Origin of the sequence: Thiorhodovibrio litoralis (genome assembly GCF_033954455.1) — a bacterium.
Taxonomy (GTDB): Bacteria; Pseudomonadota; Gammaproteobacteria; order Chromatiales; family Chromatiaceae; genus Thiorhodovibrio; species Thiorhodovibrio litoralis.
Window position 1 is genome coordinate 2850108 of sequence record NZ_CP121473.1, and the last position, 15242, is coordinate 2865349.

Genomic DNA, 15242 nt, shown 5'->3' on the forward strand with positions numbered 1-15242 from the left:
GATTGCAGCGGCTGCCACCACCATTGCCAAGGGCCACGAGCCAGTGAACATTCGGCTGACCAAATTCAAACACCTGATTTTCAGCCTGCTACGGCGCATGCCCATGCCGGTAATTGCCATCGTGATTGGCCTGGCGGCGGGCTTCGCCGTCTGGGGCGTGCTTGATCAAATCCAGAGCCGTGCGATCAAGAAAATCTTCGGCGACGAGCTCCAGCAACGGCTTGATCTGGGCTCGCGCGAGAGCCTGCTGCGCTTCAATCAGTACCTCACCAATTACGCCGCCACCACGCGCCTGCTGGCCAATCACCGGCGCTTGTCGCAGTACCTGGAACCCCTGTTCTGGTTCCCGGAGGAAGAGGTCGACCCGGTCATCTACGAGGGATTTCGCCCCCTGTGGCTGCCGGATTTCTTCGAGCGCAATGCACTCTTGGCACCAAGCCATGTCGCCCTGGTCGATACCCGCGGGCGGATTCGGGAAATCTATCAGGCCGGGCCAGAGCCATTGCCCGCCGAGCTGCTGGAGGACACGCGCCAGTGGCTGAGCGATGACGAGGAAGTGCGCCCTGTGCTGATCCGGCTCGCCGATCGCCCCTATCTGCTGGTCAGTGACCGGGTCGCGGACACTGGCGGCTACAACATGGGACGACTCATGGTGCTGGTGCCCATCGATGCGGCTTTTTTGGCCGCGTCCAATGGCTCCGTGGCATCGGATCGGTCCTTGGTGGCGCTGATCGATCCGGACGAGCAGCGCATCCTGGCCACCGACGAGCCTGGCCGACTGGCGCTGGGCAGCATGGTGGACGACTGGACCGACAGCTATCTGATCACCCGGCAGTCACTGCCCGCTTACGAGGGTTCCAACTGGAACATGCTGTTCGCGACCTTCGTCCCGCGTCACAGCATCAAACGCATGTCCCGTCATACGGTGCATTTCGAGCGGCGCCAGCGGGTGGTGGCGGCGTTGGTTTTCATCGGTGTCTTCACGCTGGTGATTTATCTGGTCTCGGCACGGCTGAACAAGGTGCTGGTGCGCATGTCGTCGTTTTCCCAGCGGGCGCTCGGCATCGAGCATCCGTCCTTCAGTCGCGGCGGCAACCAGCTGCTGTTGCTGGAAGAGTGGATTCAGCAGTTCACCCAGCTGGTGCTGCACGCGCGCGAGGAAATGCGCCGCAAGCACGAAAGCGAAATGCGCCAGACCGAGGCGCTGAAGGCCGCCATTATGGAGGCCTCGCTCGATGCCATCATCACTCTGAACCGCGATGGGCGGATGATCGACTGCAACCCCACCGCGGAGCAGATGTTTGGTTTCGACGCCCAGCAGGCGCTGAACGAAGCTTTCGCGCAGGGTTTCGTCGCCGCGAGCGATGCAAGCGCCTTCGAGGCCATGCTGGGCGAGTCGGCCGGACATCGCATTGGAGAGCATCAGACCCATGTGCGCGGTGAGCTAAACGCCTGCCGCGCTGATGGCATGGTGTTCCCAATCGAGCTGTCCATCGTGCCCATTGACCTGGAAGAGGAGCGCTTCTATACGCTCTACATTCATGACATCACCAAGCGCAAGCAGGCGGAGCGGGAAATCCGCAGTCTGGCGCGCTTCGCCAGCGAGAGCCCTAACCCCATCCTGCGCGCCAGCGAAAAGGGCGAGATCGTCTATGCCAATGTCGCGAGCAAGCCGCTGATGGACTTTTGGAACACACAGCCCAACGGACTGCTGCCCGAGCCCTGGTGCGAGACCCTGCAAGAGGCGCTGGGGGATGGCAACCCGCGCGAGCGCGAAGCCGACTTCGCCAGCCATATCTTTTCGCTGCTGTTCGTGCCGATTCAGGATCTCGGCTATGTGAATGTCTACGCCCGCGACATCACCGCCGTGCGCCGCGCGGAGCAGGAGTCGCGCCAGCATCAGGCCGAGCTGGTGCATGTCTGCCGCCTCAGCACCATGGGCGAGGTGGCCACCGGCATGGCGCACGAGCTCAATCAGCCCTTATCGGCCATCGTCAACTATGCCAAGGGCGCCAGCCGGCGTCTGCAGGGCGGCATGTGCGAGACCGAGCCGCTGGTCGCAGCCATGAGCCAGATTTCCAGCCAGGCCGAACGGGCCGGGGAGATCATCCGCCGGCTGCGCGCGCTGGTGGGCAAACAGCCGCCGATCCGCTCGCGGGTGGACCTCAATTATCTGGTGCGCGAGGTCTGCGGTTTCGTCGAGTTCGACACTGAACGCCTGGGGGTGGCCCTGGAACTCGACCTGGCCGCCGGCGAGATTCCCGTCGATGTCGACCTGGTGCAGATCGAGCAGGTCCTGCTGAATTTGATCCGCAACGCGCTCGACGCCCTGGCCGAGCAGCCGGCAGACGATCGCCTATTGCGCATCGCCACGCGCACCACCGAGGCCACCGCCATCGTCAGCCTGACCGATAGCGGGCCTGGCATTCCAACCGCACGCATGCAACGGTTGTTCGATCCCTTCTTCACCACCAAGGATACCGGTATGGGCATGGGACTGCCGATCAGCCAGACCATCCTTGACAACCACGACGGGCGCATCTGGGCCGAATCCAATCCGGGGCAGGGGGCCTGCTTTTCCATCCAGCTGCCGGTCGCCCCGCCGGACGAGTCTGAGGCAGGCGAAGACGTGACAGCTCCGGATAACCAGACGGATTGAGCACCCGAGTCCGGTGCAGGCCCAATGCAGGTCGCGGCCGAAATCGCTACACTGCGGGATTATGGCGCAAGAATCCGGGGTTCCGGCCCAAAACCGGACATTCCCCTGCGATCACCATCTATCAATCACATTCCGCTTTGTCAGGAGAACGCATGTTCGACACCACGATGCAGATTCAAGGCTACGACGATGAACTCTTCCAGGCGCTGTGCGACGAGGAGCGCCGCCAGGAGGAGCATGTCGAGCTGATCGCGTCCGAGAATTACGCCAGCCCCCGAGTGCTCGAGGCCCAGGGCTCGGTGCTGACCAACAAATACGCCGAGGGCTATCCGGCCAAACGCTACTACGGCGGCTGTGAGTATGTCGATGTCGCCGAGCGCCTCGCCATCGAGCGCGCCAAGGCCTTGTTTGGCGCCGACTATGCCAATGTGCAGCCGCATTCTGGCTCCCAGGCCAATGCTGCTGTCTACATGGCCCTGTGCCAGCCGGGCGATCATGTCCTCGGCATGAGCCTGGCCCACGGCGGCCATCTGACCCATGGCGCCAAGCCGAACTTCTCCGGCAAGCTCTACAACGCCGTGCAATATGGGCTGAACCCCGACACCGGCGAGATCGACTACGACCAGGTCGCGGCGCTTGCGCGAGACCATCGCCCGAAGATGATCGTCGCCGGTTTCTCGGCCTACTCGCGGGTGGTGGATTGGCAGCGCTTCCGCGACATCGCCGATGAGGTGGGCGCCTATCTGCTGGTCGACATGGCCCATGTCGCCGGTCTGGTCGCCGCTGGTGTCTATCCGAGCCCCGTTGGCATCGCCGATGTCACCACTACCACCACCCACAAGACCCTGCGCGGCCCGCGCGGTGGCCTGATTCTGGCCAAGTCCAACCCTGAGATCGAGAAAAAGCTCAACTCCCTGGTCTTCCCCGGCATCCAGGGTGGCCCGCTGATGCATGTCATCGCCGCCAAGGCCGTCGCCTTCAAAGAGGCTATGGAACCTGCGTTCAAGACCTACCAGCAGCAGGTTGTGACCAATGCGCGCGCCATGGCGGAAGTCTTCATCCAGCGCGGCTTTGATGTCGTCTCCGGCGGCACCGACGATCACCTGTTCCTGGTCAGCTTCATCACCCAGGGCCTGACGGGCAAGGATGTCGACGCCTGGCTGGGCGCGGCCAATATCACCGTCAACAAAAATGCCGTGCCCAATGACCCGCAGTCGCCTTTCGTGACCAGCGGCATTCGCGTCGGCACCCCGGCCATCACCACCCGCGGCTTCAGCGAGGCAGACGCGCGCGGCCTGGCCGGCTGGATGTGCGATGTGATCGACAGCCGCGGGGACGCGGGCGCCATCGACAAGGTCAAGGCGCTGGTGCTTGAGCTGTGCCGTCGCCACCCGGTCTATGCGCGTTGAGCGCCTAAGGTCGCTCCATGCGCTGCCCCTTCTGCGGTGCCCAGGAGACCAAGGTCGTCGACTCGCGCCTCTACGGCGACGGCGACCAGGTGCGCCGCCGCCGCCGCTGCATTGTCTGCGGCGAGCGCTTCACCACCTACGAGGTCGCCGAACTGGAACTGCCGCGGGTGATCAAGCGCGACGGCTCGCGGGTTCCCTTCGACGGGCGCAAGCTGCGCGCAGGGCTGCTGCGAGCCGTCGAGAAGCGCCCGGTCAGCGCCGATGATATCGAAACCGTCATCGCGCGCATCAGTCGCCGCCTGCTGGCGACCGGCGCGAGCGAAGTCCAGTCGCGCGAGATCGGCGAGTTCCTGATGGACGAGCTGCGCGGGCTCGATCAAGTCGCCTATGTGCGCTTTGCCTCGGTCTACCGGGAGTTCGAGGATGTCGATGCCTTCCGCGAGGAGATCGAACGGCTTGAGCGCCAGCCCTCACCTGAGGTGAAACGCGCCCAGCTCGATCTGCTGAGCGTGCTCGATGCCAAGCAGGAGTCCCGGCACGAATCCCGCAAGGAACCCAAATCCGGCAAGCAACCCGGCAAGCCATCCCGATGACCGCCGCCGCTGATGCACACTGCATGGCCCGCGCGCTGCGCCTCGCCGAGCGCGGACTCTGCAGTACCGACCCCAATCCGCGCGTCGGCTGCGTGCTGGCGCGCGATGGCGAGATCATTGCCGAGGCCTGGCATGAACGCGCCGGCGAGCCCCATGCCGAACCGCTCGCCCTGCGCCAGGCCGGTGAGCGCGCACGCGGTGCCACCGCCTATGTCACCCTCGAGCCCTGCTGCCATCGCGGGCGCACACCACCTTGCACCGACGCGCTGATCGAGGCCGGAGTCACGCGCGTGGTCTCAGCCATGCCGGACCCAAATCCGCAGGTGGCCGGGCAGGGGCACGAACAGCTGCGCGCGGCCGGAATCGCGGTCGAGGTCGGTTTGATGCAATCGCAAGCGCAGGCGCTGAACCCAGGCTTCATTCGCCGCATGCACACCGGCCGGCCCTGGGTGCGCTGCAAGCTGGCGATGAGCCTGGACGGGCGCACCGCCATGGCCAGTGGCGAAAGCCGCTGGATCACCGGCGAGGCGGCAAGGGCCGACGTGCAGCGCCTGCGTGCGCGCTCCTCGGCCATTGTCACAGGCATCGGCACCGTGCTGGCCGATGATCCCTCGCTCAATGTGCGCATCGACCCGCTCAGCGGCCAAGCATCGACCGGCGTGCCGGCAGTTGGCAAAGTCGCGCGTCAGCCGCTGCGCGTGGTACTCGACAGCCAGCTGCAATTGCCGACCTCCGCGCGCCTGCTCGACATCCCCGGGCGCACGCTGGTGATGACCACCGTTGGCCAGGAGCATGCAAACTGGAACTCGCTTGAAGTCGCCGGCGCCGAGATTCTGAGCATGGTGCCGTCGGCGACGGGCCAGATCGACCTGGGCAGGGCGCTGCAAGAGCTCGCGCGGCGGGAGTGTAACGAGGTCCTGATCGAAGCCGGCCCGCGCCTGGCCGGAGCCGCCCTGCGCGGTGGCTGTATTGACGAGCTCTGGGTTTATCTGGCACCGCATCTGATGGGCGATGCCGCGCGCGGACTCTTTCAGCTGCCGGGCCTCACACACATGGACGAGCGCATTGAGCTCGAATGGCTCGAGCTGCGCCAGATTGGCGATGATCTGCGCCTGCGCCTACGCCGGCGCGACGTCACGACCGCCAGCGCAGCGCTGGCTACCTGAGGCGGGGCAGGGCGCTCATGTGCGAGTTGTTCGCCATGTCCAGCCGAGTGCCCGCCACCCTCGGCCTGTCGCTCGGGCGCCTGGCGCGCCATAGCAGCGGTAGCGAGGCAACGCACCGGGACGGCTGGGGGTTGGCCTGCTACGAAGAACGCGACTGCCTGCTGCTGCGCGAGCCGCGGCCGGCGTGCGAGAGCCTGCTGTTGCGCTTTGTCGATGTCCAGGGCGTGCGCACCTGCATGGCCGTCTCACACCTGCGTCAGGCCACCTTCGGCGCCCGCTCATTGCAAAACACCCAGCCATTCGTGCGCGAACTGGGAGGCCGCAGTCATGTGTTTGCGCACAATGGCGATTTTCCGCAACTGCTGGAGCAGCCCGCGCCGAGCAACACACGCTTCCGCCCCATCGGCGATTCAGACTCCGAGCGCGCCTTCTGTATGCTGATGGAACGCCTGGCCCCGCTGTGGGAAGGCCGCGACGAGCCACCACCGCTTGAGCAGAGGCTGGCCGTGATTGCCGACTTTTGCCGCGAAATGCGCAAGCTAGGCCCCGCCAACTTCATCTACGCAGATGCCGACGCGCTCTTCATCCACGCCCACCGCCGCACTCAGCCTGACGGCGCCATACGCCCGCCGGGGCTCTACCTGCTGCAACGCTCCTGCTGGGAATCGGCGCCCGAGCTCAAGGATGCCGGCGTACGCCTGCAAACCGTGCGCCAGGACGTGGCACTGATCGCCAGCGTACCCCTGACCGATGAGCTATGGGAACCGCTCGGCGAGGGCGACCTGATCGCCCTGCGCGCTGGCCGCTGCTACGACATCGAAGGCCGCTGGAGCACACCCGAGGACGTCAGTAGCCGGGCGCCCTCGCAGCCGCGGCCGGCGCTTGGGTAGGGCATCAAACGCAGCCAGTCGGCTTTGGCAAGCCGCCCCACTTGCAGATCAGCTTCATCGGACCTTTTTTGAAGATGTTGTAAAGCTCTTTCGTCGAGACGCTCTGCTTCTTGGCAAAGATGCGAATCGGCGGCACCACGCCATCGTTCTCGTACATCGCCCGCGCCTCGCGGATGAAGCCCATCACCTGATCGTTCATCTCAAAATCATCTGTGGTGGCAAGCTCTTGCGCCACTTCCTCGCTCCAATCGTCACGATTGACCAAAAATCCCTCATTATCAAGGGCAACGCTGATAGTCATGAGAAAGCTCCTGAACATTTTTTACTGAGAAATCCAAGCCTCGCGCGAACCCCGCTGCGCCCTTTTTCGATCAACGCGCAAAGCCGAGTCGGCGACACCCAAGGACAGTGGAGGCAGAGCCGGCGCATATCCAGCCCTGACTCCCAAGCGCCACGCGGAACTCGGCGCGTTTTCTTTGGCCGGCTTGATTTGCTCGGCGTACAGTGCTTTCGGTGCATCACGCGGCAGAGACAACCGTAGCTTCTTGAATCGATCAGGGATTGTTAGGCGCCGGTCTGATAAGTTTTATTTCCTCTGCAGCGATGCCAGCCTGCCATGTTCTATCAGGCATTTCGATCGTGTAAGCGATGCTTCCGTCAAACGCGATATCAATCGCAACGATCGTGCCGCTCCCGGAACCATTGTACTTGGATGCAAAGGTCACCTGATCGTTGAACTTGTAGGGTGTTTCAACCGACAGCTTATACCCTTTATGTGCCTTTTCAATCATCATGTTATTTCTCCCGCTGTGCGGTGACGCATTTGTGACAGAGGTGAAGGCCACGCCTAGGGCGACCAGTCCGGCAATAGTTTCGCTAACGCGCATCAGAATTCCCCGGTTACTAAGTCCTACCATTGTGAGGTAACTTTAGGCCATTTTTTCAGACGATGAAAATCCTCACTACAGGCCAGCTCTTCTGCCTCAGCGGTTTGCGCTCTGACAAGATCCCACCGAACCTGAAGGTTCAGCCAAAAATCGGCGGAAACCCTAAAGTTCGTGTTTGGGGCGAGCGTAGCGGCAGGTCGCCGTTGGCCTGTACGAGAATGGATTGCTTGATAAGATGATCCATTGGGCTGCAAATGAGGCGAGAAGGGTGCGTTTTTTCACTAGCGAGTTTTCAGTGAGGTTGGCGCCTTTGCTCGCGGCAAGGGGCGTTGGCTTGGCCGGTGCGCTCTTGATGGCTGTCCTGCTGCTCGGCGCGGGCGGCTGCGCTCCTACCATCCCCTCGGGGGACACGGGACTGCGTGTGAGTGTGACGGCGCCGATCAGGATTCCGGCGGGGCGGGCGCATGCGACCTTTCAGCGCGGTCGGCTGGCGAGCGCGAGCAGCAAGCTAAACCCGTATTGCGAGTTGGAGGTGCGCACGGTAGCGCCAGCGGAGGGGACCCGGATCGCGTCCGGGGACTTTGTGGTGAGTCGGATCAACTCGCGGATTTTGGTGGACCCGACGACGCGTATCTCGGCGGTGATGATGATGAGCAGCTGCTCGGACCCGCTGTTTCAGGAGTCGGTCTGGTGGCTGAAATCGAGCGCGCCGAGTGATGTGCCAAGTGATGTCATGTACCTGCGCTGTATCGCGCCCTATTACAATTGCGCCTTCGGTCCGCCGCTGCTGCCGGCGCAGGTGCAGCAGCAGGTTGGACGCTATTTGGAGGTGAAGTGGGCAACAGGCCCCAGCCTGGCTAAATCGTCCGGTCGGTTGATGTCCACCAGCGACGGCAGTCGTTGAGTTTGCCAGTTGAGGGCGTTTAATGCGGTCATGGTCCGCTCGGCAACCTGGGCCGTTCCCAAGGCATGTCCGTGAACAGGATGACTGACGCTTTTTTATCCGATCAGCCGCGCGCGGTTTCGATCGCCTCCAGCACGCCGTCCCAGAAGCGGATGCGGGCGCAGATGGCTTCCTCGGCGGCGGCTTCGGCCTCGGTGTGCTTTTCGGGATCATCGCCGCACAGGTGCTCGAGCAGTTGCAGTGACAGGGGGCCGTGGAAGTCTTCGTCGAGATGGATGTGGCGCTTGAGGTAGTAGTGGAAGCTTGGCGCATCCGCCTCGGTGATGTCCATGTCGCTGAGCAGGCGGCGAAACATTTGCGGGATGACGCGCTCGCGCCCGAGCGCCAGGGCGGCGGCGACTTCGTGCGGCTTGTCTTCGTCGATGAAGCAGAACGTGGTTTCCATGAAATCCCGCGCGGGGCGGGGCAGGGGGGTGGCGCGGATGGCCTCGCGCAGTCCGCCGCGGGCGACTTGCTCGACAAAGGCGATCGCCGGGCTGGCATCGGCGCCGATTTCGGCCATGGCGCCGGTGTAGAGTTCGAAGTGGCTGCCGTATTCTGGTCCCGCGCCACGGTCCATGCAGTCGGATTCTTCCTCCAGCACCAACTGGTTGATGAAATAGCGCACCGCCGGGTCGCCCACGGGCGTCCAGGGCACCCGAACGGGCGCGACCTGCTGTTGCAGGTATTTGATCAGCGACATGAAATCCCACACCGAGTAGATGTGATGCTGCATGAAGATGCGCAGGTCCGAGACGTCGCGCAAGGCGGCGTAGATGCGGTGTGATTCCAGCTCCTGTTGCAGCGGCTCGATGTGGTCAAGTTGCAGTTGGGTCATTGGTATTTGTGATCGCGATAGCTTTGGGTGTTTGCTGGAATATCAGCGCGGGGCTTCGACAATCCAACCGGCATCGTCGCAACGGGCGGCAGCGAGGCCGGCGAGGGAGTCGATCTCCGGGACTTGCTGGCGCAGGATGCCGTCGCTGATGCTGTAGGTCCAGCCGTGGACGACCAGGCGTTGGCCTTTTTTCCAGGCATTCTTGACGATGGTGGTGTTACAGACGTTGGTCACCTGCTCGGTCACATTCAACTCGCACAGGCGGTCGAGGCGCTGAGGGTCGCTGAGCGTTGCCAGTTCATCGGCATGATAGCGGCCGACATCGCGGATATGGCGCAGCCAGTTGTCGATCAGGCCATGGTCGTGGGAGTCGAGCGCGGCCTTAACGCCGCCGCAATCATAGTGGCCACAGACAATGATGTGCTCGACTTGCAGCACGTCAACCGCGTATTGAATGACCGACAGGCAATTGAGGTCGGTATGAACCACCACATTGGCAATATTGCGGTGCACGAAGACCTCGCCCGGCGGCAGCCCGACGATCTCATTCGCCGGCACTCGGCTGTCGGCGCAGCCGATCCACAGATAGCGCGGTGACTGCTGAGAGGCAAGCCGGGGGAAAAACTCGGGGTCGCGCTGCTTGACGCTTTCGGCCCAGGCGCGGTTATTGGTGAAGAGGTGGGGCAGTGTTTTCATGGGGTTTAATCGGCCTTTCCCGGCGTGCGCGGCCGGTAGCGGTCGGGGATCAGGATGGTCGGCGAGCGCTGCAGCGGGTCGAGGTGCGGGAAGTCGAGCGTGAAGTGCAGTCCGCGGCTCTCGCGCCGGCGGTACGCGGACTGGACGATGAGATCGGCCACCTCGACCAGATTGCGCAGCTCGATTAGGTTTGAGTTGACGCGGAAGTGGCTGTAGTGCTCGATGATCTCCGAGCGCAGCAGGTCGATGCGACGGCGCGCGCGTATCAGACGTTTATTGGTACGCACAATGCCGACATAGTCCCACATGAAGCGGCGCAGTTCCTCCCAGTTATGGGAGATGACGATCTCCTCATCCGGCTCGGTGACGCGACTGGCATCCCAGTCCGCCACCTCGGGCGGCTGCTCCCAGGCAATCATCAGCTGTTCGATGTCCGCAGCGGCCAGTTCGCCGAACACCAAGCATTCGAGCAGGGAATTACTGGCCATGCGGTTGGCCCCATGCAATCCGGTATAGGCGGTTTCGCCGATCGCATAAAGGCCGGGGACATCGGTGCGCGCCTGGGCGTCGGTCAGCACGCCGCCGCAGGTGTAATGCGCCGCCGGGACCACCGGGATGGGCTCTTTGGTGATGTCGAGCCCGATCTCCAGGCAGCGCGCGTGGATGGTCGGGAAGTGCTCAATGATAAAATCAGCCGGTTTGTGGGAGATATCGAGCAGCACAAATTTACTGCCAATGCGCTTGATCTCCCGGTCGATGGCGCGGGCAACGATGTCGCGCGGGGCGAGCTCCGCGCACTCGTCGAAGCGCGGCATGAAGCGCTCACCATTGGGCAGCAGCAGATGGGCACCCTCGCCGCGCAGCGCCTCGCTGATGAGAAACGACTTGGCCTTGGAGTGATACAGGCAGGTCGGGTGGAATTGCATGAATTCCATGTTCGCCACCCGGCAGCCGGCGCGCCAGGCCATGGCGATGCCGTCACCGGTGGCGACATCCGGATTGCTGGTGTAGACATAGACCTTGCTCGCACCGCCGCTGGCCAGCACCACAAAGCGCGCCAGCATGGTGCGGACCTCGCCGCTTTGGTTGTCGAGCACATAGGCGCCGAGGCAGCGGTTGTCGTCGCGCCCGATGCGATTGGCGGTGATCAGATCAATCGCCGTGTGATGCTCATACAGGGTGATGTTCGCCCGCGCGCGCGCGGCTGAGTCAAGTGTGTTGGAGACGGCTTGCCCGGTGGCATCAGCGGCATGCACCACCCGCCTGTGGGTATGGCCGCCCTCGCGGGTGAGGTGATAGCCATCCTCGCTTTCGCTGGCCGGGTCGCGGGTAAACTGCACGCCCTCTTGAATCAGCCAGCGGATGTTGTCCGGCCCATGCTTGACCACCAGCTCGACGATCTCGCGATCGCACAGTCCGGCGCCGGCGCGCAGGGTATCCTGCACATGGGACTCCAGCGAATCATCGGCGGCCAGCACCGCGGAGATGCCGCCCTGGGCATAGAGAGTGTTTCCCTCGGGCAGCGCGCGCTTGGCCAACACGGCCACGTCGATATCCTGGCGCAGACGCAGGGCCAGGCTGAGACCGGCAGCGCCGCTGCCGATGATCAGCACATCATGTCGAGTGGCACTTGGCATGGCGATGATGTCCGGGTTGAGGCGAAGCTTGGGTGGATTGCGGTTTGCCGCGATTGCGCGTGCGCGTCACGCGGCGGGTGCCTGGTCAAAGTATAGCGAAACAAGCGGTGTAGTTCGGTTGGTTTCGCGCGGGTGATCTGCCGCAAAATCGAAAATCTCTTTGCGATCTCGATATAATGCCCGGTGAATGGTCCGAACGCGAAAGCCGCCACCGGCAGCGAGCGACGGGTGCGACCCGGTTAGGCTGCTCGCCACAGGCTTTCTGTCGTTCGGGCGGAACGAACTTTTTCAACCAAGTCGATGTCAATGGCATCGGAGCTGGCAGGGAAGGGCCAGCAGGGCGACACTGATGTCCGAGCGTGAAGTTGATCATGCCTTGGTGGTCCGGGCCCAGAGTGGTGACCGGCGCGCCTTCGACCTGCTGATGCTCAAATACCAGCAGCGCGTGGCGGGCTTGATCGGGCGTTATTTGCGCGACAGCGCGGAGGTGCTCGATGTCACTCAGGAGGCCTTTATTAAGGCCTATCGCGCCTTGCCGAACTTCCGTGGCGAGAGTGCGTTTTACACCTGGATTTACCGCATTGCGATCAACACAGTCAAAAATCACCTGGTGGCCCAGGGGCGCCGCCCGCCGGGCGACGATGTCGATGCGGAAACGGCCGAGCAGATGGATGCCGGCGCGCGGCTGCGCGACACCGCCACGCCCGAACGGGAGCTGCTGAGCGATGAGATCGCGCGCACGGTTCAGCGGGCGCTTGATGAATTGCCGGATGATTTGCGCACCGCCATCGTGCTGCGCGAGCTTGAAGGCATGAGCTACGAGGAGATTGCCGAGGCCATGGACTGTCCCATTGGAACTGTGCGCTCGCGCATCTTCCGCGCGCGTGAGGCCATCGACAAGCATTTGCGTCCGCTGCTTTGAACAGCGCAACCCGACCACCGCACCCTGACAATCGAACCCTGACAATCGAACCCTGACAATCGAACTCTAACAACCACACAATGACACAGACTCTCGCGCAACAGCGAATTTCGGCTCTGCTCGATCAAGAAATCAGCCACGGCCAGATCGGCGAGGCTCTTGCGGAATTGGGCGATAACACCGAGCTGCGCGCCAGCTGGGGACGCTACCATTTGATACGCAGTGTCCTGCGCGGAGAGACAGTATCCGCTGAGTACCAAGGCATTGCCGAGCGCGTCAGTGTGCGCCTGGCGGGGGAGGCGATCTCTCCAGATGCAGCACCGCCAGATGCAGCACTGCCGGAACCGACGCTGGACGACGAAAACCGGCCTGCGGACCGACGCCGCCGCACCTCAGGCTTCTCCCAAGCCCACAGGTCCAGCCGCCCGCATACCAGACGCGGACTCGCACGCGCGCGCACCTGGTGGCCGCTAATCGGCGCGGCTGTAGCTGGTCTGATGGTGCTCGGCGTCGTGCTGCGCATGCCCGATGGGCTTGGTCCCAATGCAGCGCCGGGCGATATGCCAACGGCAGGCGCACCAAGAATTGCGAGCGATGCATCGCCGCTCAAAGCAACGCAGTCTTCCGCCGCTCCTGCGCTCGCCGCGACTGGGGCACTCGGCACAGCGACCAAAGGTCCGACGGCCTGGCGTTCGAGCTCGGATGCTATCCAGCCTTGGTCCGCGAGCCAGCCGCGCGTCAAAGCCAAGCTCAATCACTTGCTTGTCGGACACCAGGACCGTGTCGCCACGGCCAGCATCAAGGGTTTTCTCCCCTATGCCACCCTCGTCGGTTATAACACCCAACCCTGAGCCCCTGGTAGTGCGGCGGGGTTGGGGCCAGGTTTCCCTGATCATCTCCCTGGTCACCTCTGGGATCATCAGATTCCTGCTGCTTTGTGTCGCTAGTCCGCTAATTGCCTTGGCGTCCGCGGCACCCGTTCCCGGTGAAAATTTAGCCGCCGAGCGTCCGTTTGCGTTGCTCGAGCGCATGGCGCAAGCGCTTGAAACAACTGATTTTGAAGGGACTTTTGTCTATCAGTACGGCAATTCCTTATCGGCCATGCGCGTTGTGCATCGCCTGCGAAACGGCGACTCGCAGGAAAGCCTGCTGACACTCAACGGTCCGATCCGCACCATCGGTCGCAACGGTCAGTCCGTGTCTTGTCTGCTCTCCGGAGGGCAGTCGGTGCTGCTGCGTCGCGAGCATCCGTCTGGGGTTCTTGCTCGGGACAATCCGACCCCGGCGCCGGATTGGCAGGCACTGTCCAAACACTATCGGTTCGGTCTGCTTGAGGCGACACGAGTCGCCGGGCGCGCGGCGGATGTGGTGGCCATCGCTCCCAGGGATAATCTGCGCTACGGTTACCGTTTCTCAATCGATCGCGCTTCCGGTCTGCCGCTTCGCACCGCGCTGCTTGACGCGGGCGGACTACCAATTCAGCAACTGATGTTCACCGAGGTACAATTCGGCGCGGAGCCCTCAACAGAAGCGGCAGCCGCTGCACAATCGGCAGTGTCCTCCGCTCGACAGCCGACCGCCAGGTCGCTTGGCGAGCCCGTTGCTGATCCAGTTGCTGATCCCGTTGCTGAGCCGGGCGGCCTGCCCGCTTTAGAGACAAATGTCGAAATTGCTGGCGAATCCTCTGGCGTCGCCCCCGATCCGATCCCGCTCACGCCCGCAAAAACCTTGGACAAAAATTGGGAATTCAAAGAATTACCGGATGGTTTTAATGTAATATCTCACGAATGGATCGACTCAGACGAGGGCGCGCAGCAGGAATACTTTCTGCTCGGTGACGGTCTCGCGTCCGTGTCGGTCTACGTCGAGCAAAGTGAGCAGCCCGGATTGGCGGGGCAAACCCAGATGGCAGCGATTCACGCCGCCGGCAAATGGCTGGATGGCTATCAGATCACCGCAGTCGGTGAAGTGCCGGCAGAGACCGTGACCGCGCTGGTCGATGCGATCAGCAAAAAACCCGGGGGCGAGGAGGGGGCGGCTTGGTCCGCGGCGCCGGGTGCGTCGCAGCAGGAGCAATCACCATGATCGAGGAAGCCGCCATCGTCGTCGCCGTTCATGGCTCAGATGCAGAGGTCGAGCCTCAGCGACGCGCGACCTGTGATCACTGCGGTGTGAAGGGAACTTGCGGCACCTCACTGATCGACCGCTTTTTGGGCCGGCGCCCGCTGCGGCTGCATGTCGAGAATGCCATCGGTGCGCGCGTGGGCGAGCGGGTCATGATTGGCATGGCCGATGCGGTTTTGCTGCGCGCCGCCGTTGCTGCCTACCTCGTCCCGCTGCTCGGGCTCATTTTCGGCGCTGCCGTGACGCTCGAGCTGGCGACCCGCTGGCAGTGGCCGGGCGCTGATCTCTGGTCCCTGGCCGGCGGCCTGCTCGGGTTCGCGCTGGCACTGCGCTGGACTGGCAGCTATAGTCGCCGCCTGCGCGCCAATCCGCATTATCGCCCCACGCTAATTGGGCGCGCTCCGGCCGATGCAAGCGTTGGTGATCGCCCCAGATCTGCGCGGGTCACTCTGAACCCCGAACTGCCGAAAACCTGATC

The 15242-nt window shown here is 63.2% G+C and carries 15 protein-coding genes; 10 read left to right on the top strand and 5 right to left on the bottom strand.

Annotated elements, in window-relative coordinates:
- The first annotated feature begins 43 nt into the window (after positions 1 to 43).
- The 5 genes from Thiosp_RS12660 (at position 44) to Thiosp_RS12680 (ending at position 6717) form a co-directional block, all read left to right on the top strand.
- On the top strand, positions 44 to 2659 hold the full coding sequence (locus Thiosp_RS12660) for a PAS domain-containing sensor histidine kinase (protein ID WP_407702712.1): 2616 nt from the start codon (positions 44 to 46) through the stop codon (positions 2657 to 2659).
- Positions 2660 to 2811: 152 nt separating this feature from the next.
- Positions 2812 to 4068 carry a serine hydroxymethyltransferase gene (gene glyA / locus Thiosp_RS12665; RefSeq protein WP_201068611.1) on the top strand — a complete coding sequence of 419 codons (1257 nt, stop codon included), beginning with the start codon at positions 2812 to 2814 and terminating at the stop codon, positions 4066 to 4068.
- Positions 4069 to 4085: 17 nt separating this feature from the next.
- Complete coding sequence (gene nrdR, locus Thiosp_RS12670) at positions 4086 to 4661, top strand: transcriptional regulator NrdR (protein WP_201068610.1); 576 nt, start codon at positions 4086 to 4088, stop codon at positions 4659 to 4661.
- A complete protein-coding gene (gene ribD / locus Thiosp_RS12675; protein ID WP_201068609.1) occupies positions 4658 to 5827 on the top strand; it encodes a bifunctional diaminohydroxyphosphoribosylaminopyrimidine deaminase/5-amino-6-(5-phosphoribosylamino)uracil reductase RibD in 1170 nt (389 codons plus the stop codon). Before nrdR ends, ribD begins: the two co-directional genes overlap by 4 nt.
- A 17-nt stretch (positions 5828 to 5844) precedes the next feature.
- Positions 5845 to 6717: a class II glutamine amidotransferase gene (locus tag Thiosp_RS12680; RefSeq protein ID WP_201068608.1), complete on the top strand. Its 873-nt coding sequence runs from the start codon at positions 5845 to 5847 to the stop codon at positions 6715 to 6717.
- Between the two features lie 4 nt (positions 6718 to 6721).
- Here the strand turns inward: Thiosp_RS12680 and Thiosp_RS12685 are convergent, their stop codons facing one another.
- A complete protein-coding gene (locus tag Thiosp_RS12685) occupies positions 6722 to 7018 on the bottom strand; it encodes a TusE/DsrC/DsvC family sulfur relay protein (protein ID WP_009151644.1) in 297 nt (98 codons plus the stop codon).
- A 253-nt stretch (positions 7019 to 7271) separates the two neighbouring features.
- On the bottom strand, positions 7272 to 7511 hold the full coding sequence (locus Thiosp_RS12690; RefSeq protein WP_201068607.1) for a hypothetical protein: 240 nt from the start codon (positions 7509 to 7511) through the stop codon (positions 7272 to 7274).
- Positions 7512 to 7956: 445 nt separating this feature from the next.
- Between Thiosp_RS12690 and Thiosp_RS12695 the strand changes: the two genes are divergently transcribed.
- A complete protein-coding gene (locus tag Thiosp_RS12695; protein WP_201068606.1) occupies positions 7957 to 8508 on the top strand; it encodes a hypothetical protein in 552 nt (183 codons plus the stop codon).
- 103 nt (positions 8509 to 8611) lie between these two features.
- On the opposite strand, the gene Thiosp_RS12700 is transcribed toward Thiosp_RS12695, so the two are convergent.
- The 3 genes from Thiosp_RS12700 to nadB are packed head-to-tail and all read right to left on the bottom strand — an operon-like array spanning position 8612 to position 11718.
- The gene (locus Thiosp_RS12700) at positions 8612 to 9385 is read right to left on the bottom strand and encodes a DUF3050 domain-containing protein (protein ID WP_201068605.1); all 774 of its coding nucleotides are present in this window, start codon (positions 9383 to 9385) and stop codon (positions 8612 to 8614) included.
- Between the two features lie 42 nt (positions 9386 to 9427).
- Entirely contained in the window at positions 9428 to 10081 is a 654-nt protein-coding gene (can, locus tag Thiosp_RS12705; protein ID WP_201068604.1) for a carbonate dehydratase, read from the bottom strand.
- A 5-nt stretch (positions 10082 to 10086) separates the two neighbouring features.
- Entirely contained in the window at positions 10087 to 11718 is a 1632-nt protein-coding gene (gene nadB / locus Thiosp_RS12710) for an L-aspartate oxidase (RefSeq protein ID WP_201068603.1), read from the bottom strand.
- A gap of 349 nt (positions 11719 to 12067) precedes the next feature.
- Here nadB and rpoE point away from each other — a divergent pair, with 349 nt between their 5' ends.
- The 4 genes from rpoE (at position 12068) to Thiosp_RS12730 (ending at position 15240) form a co-directional block, all read left to right on the top strand.
- Complete coding sequence (rpoE, locus tag Thiosp_RS12715) at positions 12068 to 12640, top strand: RNA polymerase sigma factor RpoE (RefSeq protein ID WP_201068602.1); 573 nt, start codon at positions 12068 to 12070, stop codon at positions 12638 to 12640.
- Between the two features lie 80 nt (positions 12641 to 12720).
- Positions 12721 to 13491, top strand: a complete 771-nt coding sequence (locus Thiosp_RS12720) for a sigma-E factor negative regulatory protein (RefSeq protein WP_201068601.1) — start codon at positions 12721 to 12723, stop codon at positions 13489 to 13491.
- Positions 13492 to 13600: 109 nt separating this feature from the next.
- On the top strand, positions 13601 to 14725 hold the full coding sequence (locus Thiosp_RS12725; protein ID WP_201068600.1) for a MucB/RseB C-terminal domain-containing protein: 1125 nt from the start codon (positions 13601 to 13603) through the stop codon (positions 14723 to 14725).
- Positions 14722 to 15240 carry a SoxR reducing system RseC family protein gene (locus Thiosp_RS12730; protein ID WP_201068599.1) on the top strand — a complete coding sequence of 173 codons (519 nt, stop codon included), beginning with the start codon at positions 14722 to 14724 and terminating at the stop codon, positions 15238 to 15240. The genes Thiosp_RS12725 and Thiosp_RS12730 overlap by 4 nt, the downstream gene beginning before the upstream one ends.
- The last annotated feature ends 2 nt before the right edge of the window (positions 15241 to 15242 follow it).